Genomic DNA, 19921 nt, shown 5'->3' with positions numbered 1-19921 from the left:
CGGGGCCCACCTGGTCGAGCTGCGGTCAGGTTGTCCGGATCTTCTCGATGCCCTGCGGCAGTACCCTGCGCAGTGCCCGGGAGGCCGGGCGCTCGACCGCGTGGTGCACCCGGACCGCCCCCGCGTCGGCGGGGGTGGTCCGCCACCTCGATGTGGTGCGAGCCCACCACCGATGTGCTCCCCGCCGACGCGGGGGTGGTCCGGTGTCGTCCCCGTCGTGAAGTTCCCCCGTTGATCTGGACAGCTTGATACTGGGACGGTTGAGTCCCGGAGGAAGCAGTCCAGGTAGTGAGTGGCAAGAGCAACATGAGCAAGCGGTACACGGCGGAGTTCAAGCGGGACGCGATCGCGCTCGTCCGGTCCTCGCCCCATCGGAACGTCACCGATATCGCCCGGGAGCTGGGCGTGAGTCCGGAGGGGCTTCGCGGCTGGGTGAAACAGGCGAAGGTCGACCGCGGCGAGGGGGCGCCAGGCGCGCTGACGACGGCGGAGAAGGACGAGCTCCAGCGGCTGCGCAGGGAGAACCGGGAACAGCAGCAGACGATCGAGATCTTGAAAAAAGCCGCGGCCTTCTTCGCGAAGGAGACGATGAAGTAGGCACGTTGTGCCGCTTCATCGACGCGGAGAGGGCTGCCGAGGACAGACCTGACGGCTTCAGTGTCGCGCTGTTGTGCCGGGTTCTGAAGCTCCCGCGCACCAGCTACTACGCCTGGCTCGCCAGTCGGCCGGCCGCCGCCGAGCGGCAGCGGGCAGAAGACGAACTGGCCCAGGAGATAAGGGAGATCCACGCCTCCTCGCGCGGAGCCTACGGCGTCCCGCGCGTGCACGCCGCACTGCGGCGGACGGGCCGTGCGATCAACCGGAAGAAGGTCGAGCGGATCATGCGCGAGCGCGACATCCGGGGTATCACCCGCCGCAGGCGCCGCCACCTGACGAAACAGGACACCAAGGCCGCCCCGGCCCCCGACCTGATCGGCCGCGACTTCACCGCGAAGCGGCCCGGTACGAAGCTCGTCGGCGACATCACATATCTGCCCACGATCGAGGGCTGGTGGTATCTGGCCACGGTCATCGACCTGGCGACCCGCGAGGTGATCGGGTACGCGATGGCCGACCACCACCGCGCCGAACTGGTCACCGACGCCCTGAAAATGGCCGCCGGCCGGGGCGGCCTGAAGCCGGGCTGCATCATGCACACCGACCGCGGCAGCGAGTATACGAGTAGCGAATTCCGCCAGGAGATAAGGAAGTTGAACCTGAGACAGAGTATGGGGCGAACCGGCATATGTTACGATAACGCCGCAGCCGAGAGCTTCTTCGGCTTGCTGAAAGCGGAGATCGGCACCACCGTCTGGGACAGCCGGGAAGCGGCCCGAGCCGACGTCTTCCGCTTCATCGAAGTCGAATACAACCGCACCAGGCTCCGCAGGCACCCCGAGTTCGGGTACCTCACCCCACTCGAAACCCGAGCCAGGCTGCAGCACGACTTCACCCCCCGCAGCGTAAGCACCCGCTGTCCAAGATCAGGGGGGAACTTCATCGGCCGTGGCGAGGTCGTTGCCCTCGGTCCCCCACTTGGCTCTCAGGAAGCGTCCAAGTCCATGGCCACTGCTGCCCATTCCACGTTGTCGGATGGTGCAAGTCCCCCTCCGACTTGAACTCCCACGTTCTCAACTGACGCAGGCCGCATGCAGGTAGACATCCGTCGGCGCCAATGACAACGACTGCCGCTGGCCGATGCCTTGGGGTACTTGCTTAACGTTCATCCAAGCAAGAGCAAGACATCCGCACCCGTCACCTCACGCCCACAGAGTCCCGGGCCAGCGCGCCCCACGTGGCTTCAGGGGCAGTTGGGGAACTCGGGCGCAGCCGGCCGAGCGCCGTCGTAGCCGTGCACCTCACCGGAGCGAGGGCGAGTCGGCCATCCACTCCTCCCGCGTCCGTCCGATGCCCGATGAAGCTCCACCACGTCAAGTTCCCTCAGGCGGCCGCCAGTCGACGCGCGGCGCCGCACAAGCGGTCCCGGGGAGCTCAAAGGCGGACCCAGTCAGTGGGAGCCCTGTCCCGCGTGAGCGCTCGAGTGCTGGTCGGCGGGCTGTGGCTCGCTGCGGGGGTGTCGGGGAGGTCGGGGAGGTCCGAGTGCGGGGGGGCCGGTGGTGGTGCCGCCTCGGCAGGTGGGCGAGTGCGGCGCGGTAGTCCTCGTCGCGTAGGGCCAGGCAGTCGCAGGCGATCATGACGAGGCCGAAGTTGAGCAGGCCGGCGAGCGGGATGATGTCGAGGTGGAGCGGGATGGTGCCGAGTATCGCGGCTGCGCGGGTGGGGCGGTGGCGGCCGGCTGCCAGGAATGGGAAGGCGACCTCGATCACGACGGTGTAGTAGGTGGCGAAGGCGGTCAGGGGGGCGAAGTCGATGATCGTCGCCCAGGGTTGGCCGGCGAAGGTGCCGAACAGGTGGCCGACGTAGTAGACGGCTGTGCCGTCCCGCCAGTGGGTGTTGAGGATCTTGCCCATGCCGGCGGTGAAGTAGACCAGCGCGATCTGGAACACGAGGGTGAACACGGCGCAGTTGTGCACGGCGCTCGCGAGGCGGGCTCGGCCGCCGTGTTCGCGCAGGCGGGCGCGCCGGCGGGTGGCGAAGGGGCTTGCGTAGGCATCGGTGGTGACGAGCGGCAGCAGGAGCAGCAGGATCCTGGTGAGCTGGTGCCCACCGTCCAGGACGTCGCCGTTGCGCAGGTGCAGGGACCACACGAGCAGCGCGTGCAGCAGTGTGAGCGTGCGGCCGCCGCAGACGCAGAAGGCCACCGCGACGAGGAGACCGATGTGGAAGACCGCTTCGAAGTAGGCCGGTGAGCTGTTCAGCCCGTAGAGCGAGAAGCGCGCGAAGGGCACGCTCTGGAGGAAGTCGGCGTAGCTGAGGTAGCCGGTCGGGCCCCACAGCAGCCGCCGTTGCCCGTAGGAGGTGGTGTAGAACTCGATCGTGGCGAGTCCGAGCAGGATGCGCAGCACGGCGAGCCCGATGAGCCGTCGCCTGATCGTCGACGCGCGGTGGAGTGCGCCTGCCAGCCGGGCGTTCACCGGCCGACCCCGGGGATGTAGGGCTGCCAGCCGGAGTCGGCGACGGTCTGGGCCGGGGCCGGTGGCGCGACGCTGTTGCGCTGGGCGTACGGGGTCACCGGGGTGGCCAGGACGCGAGTGCGGACCGCGAGGATCCGGGCTGCGGGGAACTGCTCGCGGGCCTTTGCGGAGAAGTAGCGCTCGTAGCTCTCGCGTGTCCGGTCCCGGGTGGTGGGTGCGGCCACCGCGCTGCTGCAGCCGTGCTGGGGGGTGCCGGGTGCGAGGTACAGGCCCGTGGCGTAGACCCGGTAGCAGTTCAGCACGTGGGTGTCCTTGGACTGCGCGATCAGGCGCTTCGCCACGGAGGGGTCGGCCTCGTCGAGCAGGTCGCGTTCGGCGGACTCCACCGGGCTCCCGGTCGCCGGGTCCTGGTAGGTCACCTGCAGTTTCAGGGTGTACGCCTCGGTGGGTACCTTCCCGAAGAGGAGCTAGCGCTGTTCGAAGAACGGGCCGAACAGGCCGTCGGCCACCGTCTTCAGGCGGTCGCGCAGTGGCGAGGCCGGGGCGTTGAACACGACGGCCGAGCCGCAGTAGGCGGCCACGACCAGCAGCAGCGGGACCCAGCAGAGCAGCGGCGGACTGCCGGGCCTGCTTGCGTTCCATCTGCTCTTCTTCCCTGAAGGTAGCGGGCTCACCGGCTGCGACGGCAGACCAGGACGCCGCGTTGGACGGGATGGATGCTGTAGCCGATCTCGCGTACGGCGGTGGTGATCCCGAGGTCGGCCAGCCGGGTGCGCAGCAGGTCGAGCGTGCGGCACGGGGACCCGAGCGGGTCCTCCAGCGGGCCGATCAGTACCTCGCCCTCGGTCACGCGGACGAGTTCCCGGATCGCGGCCTCCTGGTCGACGGCGCCGGGGAAGGTGAAGAGCAGGAAGCCGCACAGCGAGATTCGGAACTGACGATCAGCAAAGGGGAGTTCGGGGAGGGCCGCCGGGACGTAGGCGCGTGCGGCCGGGTTGCCGTGGTCAGCGGCGAAGTCGTGTAGGACGGTGAAGTCCTGCAGGAAGGTGTCGGCGGCGTTCTGCCAGCGTTCCAGGTGCCGCTCGGGGGAACCGGCCCAGGAGAAGTCGAGCTGGTCCGCGATCGCGAGCCCGAAGGCGGCCGTCGCTTCGTGGTGGTCGCGGACCAGCGACTCCAGCTCGCCGGGTGGCAGGTGGTAGACGGGGTCGGCGGAGGTGACCTGGGCGCCGAGCGCCCGGCTTTCAGCGGCGAAGGACGACGCGCCGCCAGGGCAGTCGAGGACGGGTCCGCCGAGGAGGTCCTGATCGGTGAGGCCGAACAGCAGCCGGTACTCGTCGAGTGTGCGCGACGTCAGGTGCACGCGGCCGTCGATGACGGCTTGGGCGGCACCGGCCAGCTGATCGGCGGTGTCGGTGCCCGCTGTGGCGGGCTCGGCGGGCTCGGCATGGGTGGAAGGCATGGCATGGGGGGAGGCATGGACGAGGCGGACCGAACCGACCGCCGCGTCGCCGGCGCGGCACAGCAGCACCACTCCGTCGTCGTCGGCGGCCTCCCAGTCGGGTGCCGGCAGTGGGAACCCGTGCTCGCGGCGCAGTCTGGCGACCTGGGCCCGCGCCTGGGCCTCGGCCGGCCCGCCGACGAGGCTCTCGACGGTGAACGTCCGGTCCTCGCGGGTCGCGCACAGGCGCAGCTTCAGCGTGTCGGCGGGGCTGCCGGGTGCCGTCACAGTCCTGGTCTTCCTCTCGTCTCGTCGGGCGGCCGGCGGAACCGTTTCGTCAGCGGATCGTCGCCTACGAGCGCAAGCCCCTGCACGTACCAGAACGACGCGGGCCGCGGCAGGACACGCCCGCCCGGCGCACGCAATGCCCGGCACACCCGCAACCTGCGGGCGCCCGTTTCGTTGAGCCCCCTGGACCGTAACGCCTGCGCGGTGTGGGGTTCTCGCGTGTCGTCGGCTACCAACAGTGGCTCCGGGACTACTCTCTGACGGAAAGTGAGGTTCTGTGTGTCGCTGACATCCCCCGCACCCGCTCTCCCGAGCCCGCGCATCCGCTCGGCCGTGGTGTCCCGCCATGAGTGGCAAGGGTTCCACTGCGAATCGCGGCTGGTGCGGTCGGTCGCGCCGCGCATCGCGCCGATGGTGCTGATCGGCGGTGCGTTCCAGACCAAGGAGAGCTGGGGGCGCCTGGAGCGCGAATTCCTGGCGCACGGCGACGTGTTCACCGTCGACCTGCCGGGGTGGGGTGCGGGCAACGTGCTGCCGGACCGGTACGGTGCCGACTTCCTCGCCGATGCCCTGGGGCACATGCTGGACGAGGTCGGGCTGGCCTCGGCCAACCTCGTCGGCGGCTCGTACGGCACCGCCATCGCCTACCGCCTCGCCCAGCGGCAGCCGGAACGGGTCGAGCGGATGGTGCTGGTGGGCACCATGACCTCCATCCCCGCGCACGCCCGGATCGCCATGCGCCGGACGCTGGACCTGCTCGACGAACGGCGTATGACGGAGTTCTCCGAAGCGACCGTCCGGTTCCTGGTCAATGACGACCGGATCGCCTGCGTCACCGCGGGCACCCGGGTCCGCCGCTTCCTGCTGCGCCGGATGCTCAGCCTGAGCGACGAGGACATCGAGAAGCACCGTGCCAACACCATGCGCCTGCTCAGGCACGAGATGCTCGACCCGAGCCGCCCGCCGGCCATGCCGGTCCTGGTCACCACCGGCGAGCACGACACCTTCACCACCCCGGACCTGTGCCGGGACCTCGCCGCCACCTGCGCCGACAGCTGGTTCACCCAGGTGGCCGACGCCGACCACATGCTGCCGCTGGAACGGCCGGTCGAGCTCGCCGAACTGACCACCCGCTTCCTGGCGGGCGAGTCGCTGGCCGGGCTCGCGTACTGCCGCGGCCTGGAGCGGATCTCCCGGGGCGGTGGGTCCGCGGGGGGCCCGCGGGGGTGAGCGCGGGGCGGTAGGCGCGGGGGCGGTAAGGCCCATGGGCGGTAGGCCCAGGAGCAGCGGTAGGCCCGGTGACGGTAGGCCGGGCGGTGTCAACGACGTACTCGGTTCCGGAACAGCGCGTTCGGATCCGGTCGGAATCCGGTCGGAAGGAGACCCGCGCGATGCGGATCCAGGTCATCACGGTGGGCACGACCGGCTCGGTCGCCCCGTACACCGGGCTCGCTCACCGGCTGCTGGCCGAAGGGCACCAGGTCGAACTCGTCACCCACGCCAAGTTCGCGAAGACGGTGACGTGTTGTGGTCTGACCATGCGACCGCTGGCAGCGGATCCGTTCGAAGCGCTGATCAACGCCCACAGTCAACTGGGCGGTCAACCGGGCGGCCACCCGGGCGAAGGTGCCTGGCGCGCGCCGTCCAACGCGTTCCGCTCGCTGACGAACCTGCGTGCGCTGGTCCGGACCACCGAGCAGGGCATGCTCTCGCTCGTCGACAGCATCCTCGCCGCGGTGGACCCGACGGCCGACCTGCTGCTGCTCTCGACCATCGCGGCCCCCATCGCCTCGGTGATCGCGCGCTACCACGGCATTGCGAGCATCGGCGTCTTCCTCCAACCCGACGCCCCCACCGCGGAGTTCTCCCCCTGCACGATGGCCTGGCGTGGCGCGGGCCGGGCCAACATCGTTCGCGCGAGAGCCGCCAACGCGCTGCTGGACACCCTCTACCGCACGGCCCAGCGGGGCCTGCACGCCCGCCTCGGACTCGCCCACCGCAGCGGCCACCGGCTGCGCGGCGAGCGGGAGCGCAGCCGGTGGCCGATCTGGCACGGCTACAGCCCCTGGGTGGTGCCGCGACCGGCGGACTGGCGACCCGGGCTGCACGTGGCCGGCTACTGGTGGCCGCACGAGTGCCTGAACTGGCAGCCACCCGCGCTGGTGACGGACTTCCTGGCGGCCGGACCGCCCCCGGTGCTGATCGGCTTCGGCAGCATGATGCCCGGCGACCCCGAACGGCTCGGCGAGGTGGCGGCTCAGGCCCTGCGGCGCGCCGGGCTGCGCGGGATCGTCCAGTCCGGCTGGGCCGGGCTCGCGGTGATCGACGACGACGTGATCACCGTCGACGCCCTCCCGCACGGCTGGCTGATGCCGCGCACGGCGGCGGTGGTCCACCACGCGGGCGCCGGCACCACCGCGGCCGGGCTGCGGGCGGGAGTACCCGCCGTTCCGGTCCCCGTCATGACCGATCAACCCTGGTGGGCCGCCCGCCTCGTCCAGCTCGGGGTGGCGGCGGAGGTGCTGCCGTACACCGAACTGACGTCCAGCCGACTGGCCGACGCTCTCACCCGGGCGGCCCGGAGCCCCGACCTGGCGCGGCGCGCCGCGGCGGCGGCCGGTCTGCTGGCGCGGGAGGACGGCGCCGGAGCCGTCGCCCGCGCGGTGGCCGAGCTGTCCGGCTCCCGCGCGGGTCGGCCGGACCTGACGATTTGAGGACGTGAGTACCTGAGGACCTCACGCCCGGACGACCCACATCAGCACCGCACCAAGGACATCACCGTGACTCCTTCCGCCCCGTCACCGGCGTCAGCCACGCCATCGTCCGCACTCGCGCCCGCACCCGCACCCGCACCCGCACCCGCCGGCGGATCGCCGGGTGCCGCCATGCCGCCACTCGATGCGTGGCTGTACCGTCAGCAGAGCAGCGCCGGTGCGAACATGACGGTCGCGCTGCTCGCCTGGTTCGACGGTCCCCCGCCCTCGGTGGCGGCGCTCCGCTCGCTCGCCCGGACTCGTCTCGCGCCCCACCGGCGGCTGAACCTGATCCCCGAAACGCCGGCGCCCACGGCAACCGCCCAGGGCTGGCCATACTGGGCACCGGGGCCGGAGTTCGAGAGCGAGCACCACGTCACCGCAGCCACCACGGCCACCGCAGCCACCGCAGCCACCGCAGCCACCGGCACGGCACCGGCCGCGCTGGAAGCCCAGGTCGCGGCGCTGCTCGTCCGGCCGCTCGATCCGCGGCGCCCGCCCTGGCAGTTGCACCTCATCCCCGCCCCCGACGGGTTCGCGCTGCTGCTCCGCGCCCACCACGCGCTGCTAGACGGCGGGTCACTGGCCACGGTGCTGTGCGCGCTGCTCGACGGGAGCGGAGCCGGGCCGCAGTTGGCGAACCGAGGGCCGGCGCCGACCCCGGTCGCGGTGCCACGGGCCCGTCAACTGGCCTGGGCCCTGGGCGACCTGCTCCCCAAGGCCCGCCCGCTGCCGTTCCACGGCCCGGTGGACGACCGGCGTGCTGTCGCCTTCAGCCGGGTGCCGAGCCAGGAACTGGCCGCCGCCCGGGAGGCGTTGGGGCGCGGACCGTCCCCCCGGACGGCCTCCCGAACCACCTCCCGCAACGCGGTGTTCCTGACCGCCACCGCCGGCGCCCTGCGCACCCTGCAGCTGACCGGCCGGTTCCCCCGACTGCCCGGGGTCTGCGCACTGGTCCCCGTCGACGTACGCACCGAGGAGCAGCGGGGCCTGCTCGGAAACCACTACGCCACGGTCCGGGTACCGCTGCCGGGCCGGCGGGACGCGCGTCGGCGACTCGCCGCGATGGACGACTTCCTGCACCGCAGCGCGTTCGCACAACGGGCCCGCGCCCAGGCGGCGGTGGTCTCCTCGCGACCGCGCGAGTTCACCTTGCTGGGCGACGCCGCAAGCCGATATGTCGACTCACCCCGGTACTTCTCACTGCTCTGCAGCAGCGTTGCCACCCATGCCGGGGAACTCACCCTCGGTCCCGCGCGCCTGGTCGGCCTGGCGGCCGTGCCGCCGCTCGGGCCGGGCCATCCGCTCGCCGTCACGATGGTCCACCACAACGCGGGCGCGGTGCTGACCACGGTGGCCGACCACAGCCACCGCCGACTGGCCGAACTGCTCGTCGGCCTCATCCACGACGAACTCCGCTCCCTGGCCGCCTGAGGTCCCTGACCACTTGCCGGGTCCCTGACCGCTTGCCGGGTCCTGGTCCCGGTCCTCGGCAGTCGGTCAGGCGACGCCGCGGATGCGGTGCACCAGCAGGCCCGCGAGCAGGGTGATCAGGGCGGTGGCCAGGTAGAGCCCGAAGTAGCCGCCGAAGTCGGCGACGATCGGCGCGGCGATGACGGGAGCGAGCACCTGGGGGCCGGAGTTGGCGATATTGATGACACCGAGGTCCTTGGCCCGGTCGGCTGCGGCGGGCAGCACCTGGGTGACCAGGGCCTGGTCGACGGCCAGGTAGACGCCGTAGCCCGCACCGAGCACGGCAGCGGCCACGATCGTGGCCGGCCAGGTGTGGACCAGGGCCAGCAGCAGCGCGGCGGCGGCCATCACCGTGCAGGAGACCACGACCAGGGCCCGGCGGCGGCCGGTGCGGTCGGAGACCGCCCCGGAGGGGACGGCGGTCAGCAGGGCGGCCAGGGTGTAGACGGCGGTGAGGATCAGCACCCCGTCATCCGGCGAGCGGTAGTGCACGGCGTCGGTGAGGTAGAAGAGCAGGTAGAGGGTACCGATCGCGTTTCCGAGGTTGATCAGGAAACGGGTCAGCCAGGCCCACCCGAAGTCGGGGTAGCGGCGCGGGCTGACCCAGTAACCAGCTAGCAGAGAGCGTAAGTTGAGCGATCGGCGGGCCTCCGGTGCGAGGACCGGGTCGGCGAAGAACAGGACGAACGGCAGCGCCAGGGCCACGGTCATGGCCGCGACCGCCGCATACCCGCCGGCGATCCCGCTGACCAACAGGGTGACCAGCAAGGCACCGACCAGCAGTCCCAGTGACTGGCTGATCCCGGTCCAGCCGGAGACCACCGCCCGCTGGGCACGGGGCACTTGGTCGGCGACCGGCGCGGCGGCCCCGGCCAGCATGACGTTCAGGCCCGCCTGGGCGACCACCCACCCCACCGTGATGCCGACCAGCCCGTGCCGGCCGGCCGTGAGCAGCAGCCCACCGGCGCCGAGCAGCGCACCGGCCAGGATCCAGGGGCGCCGACGCCCGAACCGGGACGTGGTGCGATCCGAGAGGGCGCCCGCCAACGGGTTGACCACCATCGCGACCAGGGCGCCCACGCCGGTCACCCAGGAGAGCAACTCGGCCTTGTGGGCGGCGTCCAGGCGTTGCAGCTGCATCGGCAGCAGGATCTGGATCGGCGTGAAGAAGCCCAGGAAGACCCCGAGATTCACCAGACTGAGCGAAGCCGTCCAGCGCCACGAGACCCGGTCCACCGGCTCCAGTAGGGCGGCACCCTCCCCCGGTAACGCCTTCCCGAAGCCGTCGCCGTCGCCGTCGCCGGCGGCGGCAGCAGCAGCAGTGGCGGTGGCGGCGACGGCGGTGGCGGCGACGCCGGTCGGCTCTCTGGCCGGGTCGTCACTGATCATGAGGGGCCCTCATCTCTGCAGAATTGCTCACCCGTCCCGGCGACGCCGGGCGATCAGGTCGCGCTACCAGGCGCAGTAGGACTTCGGGGTGCGCGCCTGGGTCTCGAAGCCAACGTAGACCAGGCCGATGCGCTGGTGGTATCCCTCGGACCGCCGGACGGCCTGCCAATGGATTCGCCTGCCGGACTCCGGGCGGACGCAGCGCAGCGGGCCGCAGGTGCCGAGGAGCGGGCTCCTCGGCACCTGCGGCCCGACTTGTGCCTGACTCATGTTCACCAGTCTGACCCTCGGATGCCAGAGCGCGGAAGTGCACACCTCTGGTCTGGCTTCTCGAAGGCGGCGGCTCAGCTGCAGGCCGCCGGCGAGCGGGTGGAGCTGCTGGCCGTGCTGGGCTGCTACCCGGGGACCGTGGTCCTGCGCCAGGACCTGTTGACCGGCGTGCTCCGGGCCCCCGGCGCCCCGAACGCGACTGACCCACCTCTCGGAGCGGAGGCACGACGGGTGTGCCTCCACTCGATGACTGCGCCGGCGCTGATCGCGCGACCGGACGCCTGACAGCGCGCTGTGCGCGGTCTGCCAGCGGCGGGCCGGAGGCTGGATCCGTCCAGGTCACCCAGTCACCGGAGGAACGGGTCTATGTCACCGGATACTTCTTCAGCTACCTCTTCAGCGCCCTCTTCAGCTCCCTCTTCGTCGGATCGTGCGGTGCAGTCGCGTCGCCTGCGGCTGGCGCCGGCCGTGCTGACGGCGTCGATACTGACCGTGGGGCTGGCCGCCGGTCCAGCGTTCCCGGCCGCGGGGTCCGCGTCCGGGGCAGCCCGGCTCGGGGTTGACGCACAGCGAGCTCAACTGACGACATTGGCACAGCAGTTGGTGGACGCCGGGGCACCGGGGGTGATCGTGCGGGTGGACGACGGCCACGGTCGGCCCGTCGAGATCGCCGAACAGGCCCCCTGGGCCGCGAAGGACCAACGGCTCAAGGTGGGGGACGAGTTCCGGATGGGCTCCAACACCAAGACCATGATGGCCACGATCGTCCTGCAACTGGTCGCCGAGGGCAGGCTCGCGCTGACCGACCCGGTGGAGAAGTGGCTGCCGGGCCAGGTCCCGAACGGCCGGGCGATCACGCTGCGGATGCTGCTGAACCACACCAGCGGCCTGTTCGACTACACCGAGGACCCGGCCCTCGTGCCGTCGATCCTCGGCAAGGACCCGCATCGGTGGACCTCCTCGGAGCTGCTCGCCGTGGGGGTGACGCACCCGCCGCTGTTCGCCCCGGGCACCCAGTGGTCCTACAGCAACACCGACTACGCCGCGGTCGGCGCCGTCCTGGAGCGGGTCACCGGGACGAGCCTCGCCGACCTGATCCGGGACCGGATCGCCCGGCCGCTCGGCCTGAAGCACACCTACCTCGCTACGGACGGCAGTTGGCACGGCGCGTACGCCCGGGGCTACGAACCGGACTCGGCCCACATGCCGGCGGGGGTGCCCGCCGCATTCCAGGACGTTTCCGGGGTGGACCGCGACGGCCACGTGAACGTCTCCGGCAACGACCCGAGTTGGGGCGGGGCCGCCGGGGCGGTGGTGTCCACCGCGCAGGACTGGTCACGCTTCTACACCGCGCTGATGTCCGGCAGGCTGCTGCCCGCAGCCCAGTTGGCGGAGCTGCGCAGCACCGTCCCGATGGACCCGGGCAACCCGGTGAACGGGCCCGGGTCCGGGCTGGGCATCGAGACGGGCACCACCCCCTGCGGCACCATCTGGGCCCACGACGGGGGAATCACCGGCTACTCCAGCGTCAACCTCACCGACAGCACGGGCAGTCGCACCGCCACCGTCCTCGTCTCGACGGAGTTCCTGTTCGAGTTCGGGGCCGACGCGAAGCTCGTCGCGGCTGACCAGGCACTTCAAACCGCCACCATCTGCGCCATGTTCGGCAAGGCGGCTCCGGCCGCCCCAGCTGCCCAGGCCACGACTCAGGCTCACTGAACGGAGCAACTCGGCCGGGCCACGGGTGCGGTGATGATCGCGGACAACAGCTCTCTGGCCTCGGTCCGCGCCATCGCCGCGCCCGTGGCGTGCGCCGCCGCGAACCCGGCGGCTCCCAGGGCGGCGGTGGCCTGCCGGGTGAACCCGTGCACGTCGGGGTCGCCGAGGTCGTCCGAGCCGCGCAACACGTCGGCGACCCCGAGCAGTTGCGCCGCGCATTCCGCACGGTCGCGGCACAGCTCGATGCCCGCGACCACGACCGCGATCCACCCCGTGACCGCGGAGTTCCAGGTCAACACCAGGTGCACCGCCGGGTGGTCGAGCCGGCGCACCGCTTCGTCCGGGCGGCCTTCCGCCGCGTCCACCTGGGCGAGCACGCCCAGCAGCAGGGCCGTGAGGTGCGACGGCGTCGGCTGACCGCCGGGAGCCTCAGCCAGCGCGACCCGTGCGTGTGCGCGGGCCGCTGCCAACCGTCCGGCCCGCCACTCCAACTGGGCCAGGCCCAGGCCCACCAGGGCCCACGGCTCGGCCGATCCGCTCTGCGCCACCTGGTCGAGCAGGCCCGCCAGCTGCCGCCGCGCGCCGTCCACGTCCCCGGCCTGAGCACGCATCAGCGCGGCCTGCACCTCGTTCTCCACCGTGTACTCCCGCATACCGAGCTCCTGGAAGTACCGGGTGGCCCGCTCGTTCATCGCCAGCGCATCGGCCAGTTCGCCGGACCGCCGCCGGATCGATCCCAGGGTGCTCAGTGCGGTCGCCAGGCCCCACCGCTCCCCGAGTTCCTCGAAACCGGTCAGCGCGCGGGTGAGGAAGCCCGTCGCCTCGGTGACGTTCCCGGCGTGCAGGGTCAGCAGGCCCTGAACCAGCAGTCCGAACGGCCGACTTGAGGGATCCCTCCGCTCACCCGCCGAGGCGTCCGAGGCGTCCGAGGCATCCGAGGCGTCCTGAGCCCGCGGCTTCGGTCCGGCGATCGCGGCGGCCAACTGGGCCAGCTCCAGCAGCGGATGGACGCCGGGGTCGATGCCCTCCATCGCCTCTTCGATCCGGCGGAAGGCGGCTGCCCTGTCCTGCGGCTGACTGATGGACTCGGTACCGACCGCATGCGTCGCGATCACCAGCGCGCGGGCCACCGGATCGGCCGGCCCTGGAACCTCCAGCATCCGGTCGAGCAGGTCCAGCGACTCCGGCGGGTAGCCCCGCATGGACCAGAACCAGCAGAGCGCCGCGCCGAACCGGACCGCCGTCCCGGCGTCACCGGCGTCGATCGCCCAGCGGATCGCGGCCAGCAGGTTGTCCCGCTCGGCCGACAGCCGGGCCAGCCAGCGCAGTTGGTCACGGGTGCGCAGCCGCGGTTCCGCGCGCTCGGCCAGTTCGAGGAAGAACCCGGCATGCCGTTCGCGGGCAGCTTCCACCTCCTTGCGCCGAGCGAGCTGCTCCAGGCCGTACTCCCGGATGGTCTCCAGCATCCGGTAGCGCGGCTCGCCCGTGTCGCCGGCCCCGAGCGGATCCAGCAGGGACTTGTCGACCAGCGCCGCCAGCAGCTCCCGAACGTCGCAGGCGTGAACGTCGCAGGCGTGAATGCCGGCGGTGTGAATGCCGGCGCACCGGACGTCGAGCCCGCCGACCGCCTGCGCCGCGTCCTCGGTGAACCCGCCGGGCACCACCGACAGCCGTTCCAGCAGCGCCCGTTCGTCGGCGTCCAGCAGGTCCCAGCTCCAGGCCACCGCGGCACGCAGGGTCTGGTGCCGGGGCAGCGCGGTGCGGCTGCCCCGGGTGAGCAGCCGGAACCGGTCGTCCAGCCGGGCCGCGACCACCTCGACCGGCAGAGTGCGCAACCGTGCCGCGGCCAGTTCGATCGCCAGCGGCAGGCCGTCCAGGCGGTGGCAGATCTCGATCACCGCCGCCAGCGAGTCGCCCGCCACGCCGAAGCCGGGACAGACCGCGGCCGCACGGTCGTGGAACAGCCGGATCGCCGCGCAGGCGCGGGCCTGCTCAACCGTCGAGCCCGGTTCGGGCAGTTCCAGTGGGAGCACCGGGTGCAGGATCTCGCCGTCGATCCGCAGCGCTTCCCGGCTGGTGGCCAGCACCCGCAGCCGAGGGCACCGGCCGAGCAGCGTCTCGGCCAAAGCCGCGACCGCCTCGACCAGGTGCTCGCAGTTGTCCAGCACCAGCACCAGGTCGTCGTCCGCCAGCACCTCGGCCAGCCGGTCCAGGACCTCCCCGGCGGCACCAGCGGCACCAGCGCCGCCGCCCGGGCTCACGGACGGGCTCACGGGCGGGCTCACGGGCGGGCGGCCCGGTGTCGCGGCGCCCTTGAGCACGCCGGCCTCGCGCTCCCGCAGCGCGCCGAGCACCGCGCGGGACACGTCGTCCGCACCGACCGGGGCCAGGGCGACGAACCACACCCCGCCGGACGGGGTGAGCTGCCGGCCGCTGGTGGTGGCCAGCCGGGTCTTGCCGGCACCTCCGGGCCCGACCAGGGTGACCAGCCGGGCCCGCCCGAGCAGTTCGACCACCCGGCGGACATCGTCCTCGCGGCCCACGAAGCTGGTCAGCGGTGCGTCCAGGTTGCCGGGCAGCCACGATCGGCGGGGCGCCCGGTGCTGCTCCGACTGACGGTGCTGTGGCGGGTGGTCGGGCCGGGGCGGCGCGAACTCGCCACGCAGCACCGCCAGATGAGCCGCCTGCAGCTGCGGCCCGGGGTCGCTGCCGAACGCGTCGGCCAGCCGGTCGCGCAGCCGCTGATAGGTGGCCAGCGCCTCGGCGCCCCGGCCACCGACGGCCAGGGCCCGGACCAGCTGCGCATGCGGCCGCTCACGCAGCGGATGCTCCGCCGTCAGCGATTCGAGCTCGGCGATGAGATCGGCGTCGGCTCCCAGCACGAGGTCGGCCTCGATCCGGTCCTCCAGGGCGGCCAGCCGGGCCCGTTCGAGCCGCTCGGCCTCCGCCTCGGCGAACGGCGCCTCGCGCACATCCGCCAGCGCGGGGCCGCGCCACAGGCCCAGGGCCTCCCGCAAGGCAGCGGCGGCCTCGGCTGGTTGACCCTGCGCATGCAAGCGCCGACCCGAGCGGGCCAGCCGCTCGAACCGGACGGCGTCCACCGCGCCCGCCTCGACGGCCAGCCGATACCCGGCCGGCCCGAAGGTGAGCAGCTCGGGGTCGCCCAGCACACCCCTCAACCGGGACACCAACGACTGCAGGGCGTTCGCCCGGTCGGCCGGCGGCTCGGCCCACAGCGCCTCCACCAGGACCTCCGGCCGGACAGCGCGCCCGCCGTCCAACACCAGCCGGGCCAGCAGCGCCCGCAGCCGCGCGCCGCCGATCGCTATCGGGCCCGCATCGCTGTCCAGCACCAAGGGTCCGAGCAGGCCGACACGCATCCGCCAACTATCGCAGCACCGCCTGCCCGACCGTCACATCGGGTCCCGGAGCCGACCGCTCGTCCCCGGCCGCGCTTGCGGCGGTCGGGTCGCGCCCAACCGGGCGGCATCGAATACGAGCAGTGGTACGCGGTATCCCGGGCCAGCCTGCCACCGGCGGCGAGCAGTGCGTCCACCAGCCGGTCGTGGAAGGCGAGTCCAGCCGGATCGGCCGGGCCGCTGCCGGTCGGCCGAATCCTCGGCCAGGCGATCGAGAACCGGCGACCGTCGAGACCGAGCCCGCGCATCTGCGTGATGTTCTCGGCGTAGCGGTGGTGGTGGTCACGGGCGACCCGGCCGGTGCGGACGGCGCGGACGGCGCCTGGGCGGGCCGCGAACACGTCCCGGACGGGCCCGCGCCCGTCCTCGTCCGCCGCACCCCTAGCTTCAGCGCCCCGGGCGCCCGTCGAGGCCGTTTCGCAGGGCCTCCGCGTACGCCCTTGGTGCCGGGGCGGGAGGCGATACCGCGTCCAGGATGGTCCTGGCGTTCCAGACGAATGATCCGGTGAGCTGCAGGTCCACCAGGCCGTCCAGCACGTCCTGCATCTGCCGGGGCGTGCGGCCGGGGCGGTCGCCGTCGGCACCGGTGGCGGCGAATCCCGGGCGGATGAAGGCGGCCGGGTCCTTGACGCCGATGGCGTCCTGCTGCTTCTCGACGCCGGCGAGCCACTGCCTGGGGTCGGCGGCCGCCCAACCGTAGTCCTGCACGTTCCACCAGTCGACGAGTTGCCGTCCGTTCCTGTTGACGATGACTTCCATGCAGCTCAGCCACCAGTCCAACGAGGTCTGATCGCCGTACGGTGCGCAGGTGATGATGTTCTTCGCCCCGAGGGGGGCGAGCATCGCGGCGGCCGCGGCGATGGTGCGGGGCAGGATGTCGGGCTCCTCGCAGTCGATGTCGAAACCGTCGATCTGAAGCCAGTCGGCCACGGCCCGGAAGTTCTTCTGCAGGTGGTCCCAGTCGTCCGCGGTGCCTTCGAGCGCTGTTTGGATGTTGTGCCAGTCGGACACGTCGGCCGAACCGACCGAGAACAGGATGGTGTCGAAGCCGCCCTGCCGCAACCCGCGCACGAGGTCCGGCAGCTTCGGCTCCTGCATGCCCGTCCACTCGTTCGTGATGGCGCCGTTGCTGGCGATGGGTGTGCTGGACCACGCGAGATCGAAGTGGGCGTCGACGTGCAGGGTGAAGAGCATCATCAGGTTGAAGGCCGAGGTCTGCAGCTGGCCGAGGTACTTCCGGTTCTGCGTGGGCGTGTCGGAGCCGAATAAGCCTTGGCCGTATATGCCGATGGTCTGGTCGGAGGTCATGATCGGGTCACTTCCCGGCTCTACCGCCGTGGACGGCGGGCTACCCCCCGCCTCTTCCACCGTAACCACTGGTCCGCGTACGGCCACTCCACGCTCGGCGGTCGGCGGTCACGGGCCGAACAGGACCGCCTTCTACGTTGGGCGACGATCCGCCGGCCGGTACGGGACGTTCCGGCTACCCGGACCCACCCAGCCCCGATCCGCGGCGGCGGCGGGGGGCGACGTGACTCCGATCCTGTGCAGGCAGCGTCGCCTCCCCGACCATGGACATCACAACTGCCGCTTATTTCGTCCTCGTTGGGCGGAAATCAACTCGCGATACCAGGCGTACGGCACTGCGTCTCGAAGTCGACATGGACCAGAGCGAACCGTTGACTCAACCCCTCTGGCCGTCGAATAGGCTGTCATTCCAGCCAGACACCGACGGCGACCCTCAACTCTCCTACAGGCAAGATCTATTGGCCGATCTTGACGACCCTTGGCGCGACCGTTCCCCCGCATTCGATGCCCTGCGCGCTGCCATCCAATCCCGGCACCGACCGTACGACGCTTCGGGCTTCGGCGCTGAGTGCTGAAGTCCACCTGCCTGCGGCCGAGATCTGCGGCGCCCTTCAGCGTCATGCACCGGAGTGCACGTATGCGGCCCACAGCGACGGCGCAGCACGGTATCGGTCCCGCAGCATGCGCACCGTCCGGTGGAGGGCCTCAGCGGATTGGGGGATGGCAAGGTCACCCGAGCCGTTCCCGAGCATGTCGTAGAACGACCTCGCGACCTGTTCCGCGACGGCGTCATCGATCTCCCAGAGCGTCCCGATGACATGTCGGAAGCCTGCCAACTGGAATGCGCTGGTCAGTTGGACCCGCGTTCCGCGTAGTTCGACGGTTCTGGAGACGTCAGCGGGGTGAAGTCGCAGGCCAGGGTGGTGAGGCTGTCGCTGCGGGCCGAAAGTGCCTAGAGACGCGACTTCCGTGATTTGGCTGCGCTGGCCTGTGGCTTCGGCCTATCGTCTGGAGCTGTGTACGTGAAGACGACGAAGCGGGAGAACAAGTCCGGGACGGTCCGGTACCTGCACCTGGCCCACAACGAGTGGGATCCGGTGAAGGGCCGGGCGGTACCGAAGGTGCTGTTCACCTTCGGCCGCGAGGACGACCTGGACCGCGACGCGGTCAGGCGCTTGGTCGCGTCTCTATCGAAGCTGCTGGAGCCGGGTGACGCCCCGGCCGCGACCACGGCGTCGGACCTGGAGTTCACCTCGTCGCGCGCGTTCGGCGGTGCCTACGTGCTCGATCAGCTGTGGCGCCGCCTGCGGATCGACCAGATCCTGGGCCGGGTCGGGCAGCCCAAGCGCGGCAGGCGACGGGACATGACCACCACCGAGCGGGTGCTGTTCGCCCTGGTCGCCAACCGTGCGCTGGCGCCGTCGTCGAAGCTCGCGGCCGCGGACTGGATCACCAACGACGTGCACATCGACGGCCTGTCGGCAACCGACGACGACACCTGCTACCGGGCGATGGACTGGCTGCACGAGGTGACCGGCGACCTGGAGAAGCAGGTGTTCGACGAGGTCGCGAACCTGCTGAACCTGGAGGTGGACCTGCTGTTCTTCGACACCACCAGCACCTACTTCGAGTTGGAGGAGCCGGACGAGCCCGTCGCCCGGGACGACGCGGGCCGCCGCCTGGACACCGAGGATGTGGACGGCGAAGCGAAGCAGGTCGGGTTCCGGACCTACGGCAAGTCGAAGGACTCCCGCGACGACCTGCCGCAGATCGTGATCGGCATGGCGGTCACCAGGGACGGGATCCCGGTCCGCTGCTGGTGCTGGCCGGGCAACGCTTCCGACCAGACCCTGATCCGTCAGGTCAAGGACGAGATGCGGGACTGGACCCTCTCCAAGATCGTGTGGGTGGCCGACCGCGGTTTCTCCTCCGCCGAGAACCGCCGCTACCTGCGAAAGGGCGACCACGCCTACATCATCGGCGAGAAGCTCCGTTCAGGGAGTCCCGAGGTGCAGGCCGCCCTGTCCCGGCAGGGCCGCTACCAGGACGTGGGCGAGAACATGCGCGTCAAGGAGGTGCGGATATCCGACACCGACCGGTTCGTGATCTGCCACAACCCCGAAGCAGCCGAGCGTGACAGACACATGCGCGAACAACTCGTCGCCCAGCTAGCCGACTTGATCACCGATACCGACAAGCTCAGCGACTTCAAGCGGGGCGAACTGCGCGGCCGGATCGCCGACAAGCCCGGCCTGAACCGCTACCTTCGCGCCACCCCGGCCGGCAAGCTCCGCATCGACCAGGCCAAGATCAAGGCGGAGGAGAACCTCGACGGGAAGTACCTCCTGCGCTGCTCGGACCCCCACCTGAGCGCCGAGGACATCGCTCTGGGCTACAAGCAACTGCTCGAAGTCGAGCGCGGCTGGCGCGACATGAAGCAGATCATCGACCTGCGGCCCGTCTACCACCGACTCGAAGAACGCATCCGAGCCCACGTCATCCTGTGCTGGCTCGCCCTCCTGCTGATCCGGATCACCGAGACCACCACCGGCGACACCTGGCCGCACATCCGACGCGAGCTCGACCGCCTCCACCTGGGCACCTTCACCGGCCCCACCGGAACGTTCCAGCAGGTCACCACTCTGACGAAGCCCCAGCGAGACCTGCTCGCGAAGCTGCAGATCCCCATCCCCAAGCAGGTCGTCGCGCTTCAGCCCGCATCCCGCTGACCAGCCGAAACGCGACCGCCTAGAGAAACGCCCTCCAGGCGGCCGAAGCCATGTCCGCCCA

General features: G+C 71.2%; 17 protein-coding genes and 1 pseudogene. 8 read left to right on the top strand and 10 right to left on the bottom strand.

Annotation, left to right across the window (positions count from 1 at the left end; translation table 11 throughout):
• Positions 1-288: 288 nt before the first annotated feature.
• Together OG403_RS33985 and OG403_RS33980 are read left to right on the top strand one after the other, a co-directional pair.
• Complete coding sequence (locus tag OG403_RS33985) at positions 289-597, top strand: transposase (RefSeq protein ID WP_329561174.1); 309 nt, start codon at positions 289-291, stop codon at positions 595-597.
• Between the two features lie 5 nt (positions 598-602).
• Entirely contained in the window at positions 603-1658 is a 1056-nt protein-coding gene (locus tag OG403_RS33980) for an IS3 family transposase (protein WP_329571267.1), read from the top strand.
• Between the two features lie 312 nt (positions 1659-1970).
• On the opposite strand, the gene OG403_RS33975 is transcribed toward OG403_RS33980, so the two are convergent.
• From OG403_RS33975 to OG403_RS33960, 4 genes are all read right to left on the bottom strand, one after another.
• Positions 1971-3005: a hypothetical protein gene (locus OG403_RS33975; RefSeq protein ID WP_329571265.1), complete on the bottom strand. Its 1035-nt coding sequence runs from the start codon at positions 3003-3005 to the stop codon at positions 1971-1973.
• A 65-nt stretch (positions 3006-3070) separates the two neighbouring features.
• Positions 3071-3493: a hypothetical protein gene (locus tag OG403_RS33970; RefSeq protein WP_329571263.1), complete on the bottom strand. Its 423-nt coding sequence runs from the start codon at positions 3491-3493 to the stop codon at positions 3071-3073.
• Between the two features lie 48 nt (positions 3494-3541).
• Positions 3542-3748, bottom strand: a complete 207-nt coding sequence (locus OG403_RS33965; RefSeq protein WP_329571262.1) for a hypothetical protein — start codon at positions 3746-3748, stop codon at positions 3542-3544.
• A complete protein-coding gene (locus tag OG403_RS33960) occupies positions 3745-4800 on the bottom strand; it encodes a hypothetical protein (protein WP_329571260.1) in 1056 nt (351 codons plus the stop codon). The genes OG403_RS33965 and OG403_RS33960 overlap by 4 nt, the downstream gene beginning before the upstream one ends.
• A 336-nt stretch (positions 4801-5136) precedes the next feature.
• Here OG403_RS33960 and OG403_RS33955 point away from each other — a divergent pair, with 336 nt between their 5' ends.
• From OG403_RS33955 to OG403_RS33945, 3 genes are all read left to right on the top strand, one after another.
• A complete protein-coding gene (locus tag OG403_RS33955; protein WP_329571259.1) occupies positions 5137-6030 on the top strand; it encodes an alpha/beta fold hydrolase in 894 nt (297 codons plus the stop codon).
• 161 nt (positions 6031-6191) lie between these two features.
• Positions 6192-7514: a glycosyltransferase gene (locus OG403_RS33950; RefSeq protein ID WP_329571257.1), complete on the top strand. Its 1323-nt coding sequence runs from the start codon at positions 6192-6194 to the stop codon at positions 7512-7514.
• A gap of 171 nt (positions 7515-7685) precedes the next feature.
• Entirely contained in the window at positions 7686-8987 is a 1302-nt protein-coding gene (locus tag OG403_RS33945; protein WP_329571255.1) for a wax ester/triacylglycerol synthase domain-containing protein, read from the top strand.
• A gap of 66 nt (positions 8988-9053) precedes the next feature.
• On the opposite strand, the gene OG403_RS33940 is transcribed toward OG403_RS33945, so the two are convergent.
• Both OG403_RS33940 and OG403_RS33935 read right to left on the bottom strand, forming a co-directional pair.
• Positions 9054-10415 (bottom strand): MFS transporter, encoded by a 1362-nt coding sequence (locus OG403_RS33940; RefSeq protein ID WP_329571253.1) that lies wholly within the window; start codon positions 10413-10415, stop codon positions 9054-9056.
• 63 nt (positions 10416-10478) lie between these two features.
• The gene (locus tag OG403_RS33935; protein ID WP_329571251.1) at positions 10479-10685 is read right to left on the bottom strand and encodes a hypothetical protein; all 207 of its coding nucleotides are present in this window, start codon (positions 10683-10685) and stop codon (positions 10479-10481) included.
• Between the two features lie 21 nt (positions 10686-10706).
• On the opposite strand from OG403_RS33935, the gene OG403_RS33930 reads away from it, so the two are divergent.
• On the top strand, positions 10707-10970 hold the full coding sequence (locus OG403_RS33930) for a hypothetical protein (RefSeq protein ID WP_329571249.1): 264 nt from the start codon (positions 10707-10709) through the stop codon (positions 10968-10970).
• A gap of 303 nt (positions 10971-11273) precedes the next feature.
• Positions 11274-12404, top strand: a complete 1131-nt coding sequence (locus OG403_RS33925; protein WP_329571247.1) for a serine hydrolase domain-containing protein — start codon at positions 11274-11276, stop codon at positions 12402-12404.
• Here the strand turns inward: OG403_RS33925 and OG403_RS33920 are convergent.
• From OG403_RS33920 to OG403_RS36815, 4 genes and pseudogenes are all read right to left on the bottom strand, one after another.
• A complete protein-coding gene (locus OG403_RS33920; RefSeq protein ID WP_329571245.1) occupies positions 12398-15784 on the bottom strand; it encodes an AfsR/SARP family transcriptional regulator in 3387 nt (1128 codons plus the stop codon). The genes OG403_RS33925 and OG403_RS33920 overlap by 7 nt on opposite strands.
• Positions 15730-16200, bottom strand: a pseudogene (locus OG403_RS33915) (family 1 glycosylhydrolase); the annotation flags it as partial. The pseudogene OG403_RS33915 and the gene OG403_RS33920, both read right to left, overlap by 55 nt.
• Before the next feature lie 10 nt (positions 16201-16210).
• Positions 16211-17218, bottom strand: a complete 1008-nt coding sequence (locus OG403_RS33910; protein ID WP_329571244.1) for a hypothetical protein — start codon at positions 17216-17218, stop codon at positions 16211-16213.
• A 530-nt stretch (positions 17219-17748) separates the two neighbouring features.
• Entirely contained in the window at positions 17749-17985 is a 237-nt protein-coding gene (locus OG403_RS36815) for a CHAT domain-containing protein (protein ID WP_442911102.1), read from the bottom strand.
• Positions 17986-18147: 162 nt separating this feature from the next.
• Between OG403_RS36815 and OG403_RS33905 the strand changes: the two genes are divergently transcribed.
• The gene (locus OG403_RS33905) at positions 18148-19860 is read left to right on the top strand and encodes an IS1634 family transposase (RefSeq protein WP_442911025.1); all 1713 of its coding nucleotides are present in this window, start codon (positions 18148-18150) and stop codon (positions 19858-19860) included.
• Positions 19861-19921 lie beyond the last annotated feature (61 nt).

It is taken from the genome of Kitasatospora sp. NBC_01266 (assembly GCF_036242395.1).
Classification (GTDB): Bacteria; Actinomycetota; Actinomycetes; order Streptomycetales; family Streptomycetaceae; genus Kitasatospora.
This window is presented reverse-complemented; position numbering and strand designations above follow the sequence as displayed.

Excerpts from the sequence above, each read along its gene's own strand:
- OG403_RS33950 (WP_329571257.1), top strand. The coding sequence starts at position 6,192 with ATGCGGATCCAGGTCATCACGGTGGGCACGACCGGCTCGGTCGCCCCG.
- OG403_RS33945 (WP_329571255.1), top strand. The coding sequence starts at position 7,686 with ATGCCGCCACTCGATGCGTGGCTGTACCGTCAGCAGAGCAGCGCCGGT.
- OG403_RS33940 (WP_329571253.1), bottom strand. The coding sequence starts at position 10,415 with ATGATCAGTGACGACCCGGCCAGAGAGCCGACCGGCGTCGCCGCCACC.
- OG403_RS33935 (WP_329571251.1), bottom strand. The coding sequence starts at position 10,685 with ATGAGTCAGGCACAAGTCGGGCCGCAGGTGCCGAGGAGCCCGCTCCTC.
- OG403_RS33930 (WP_329571249.1), top strand. The coding sequence starts at position 10,707 with ATGCCAGAGCGCGGAAGTGCACACCTCTGGTCTGGCTTCTCGAAGGCG.
- OG403_RS33920 (WP_329571245.1), bottom strand. The coding sequence starts at position 15,784 with ATGCGTGTCGGCCTGCTCGGACCCTTGGTGCTGGACAGCGATGCGGGC.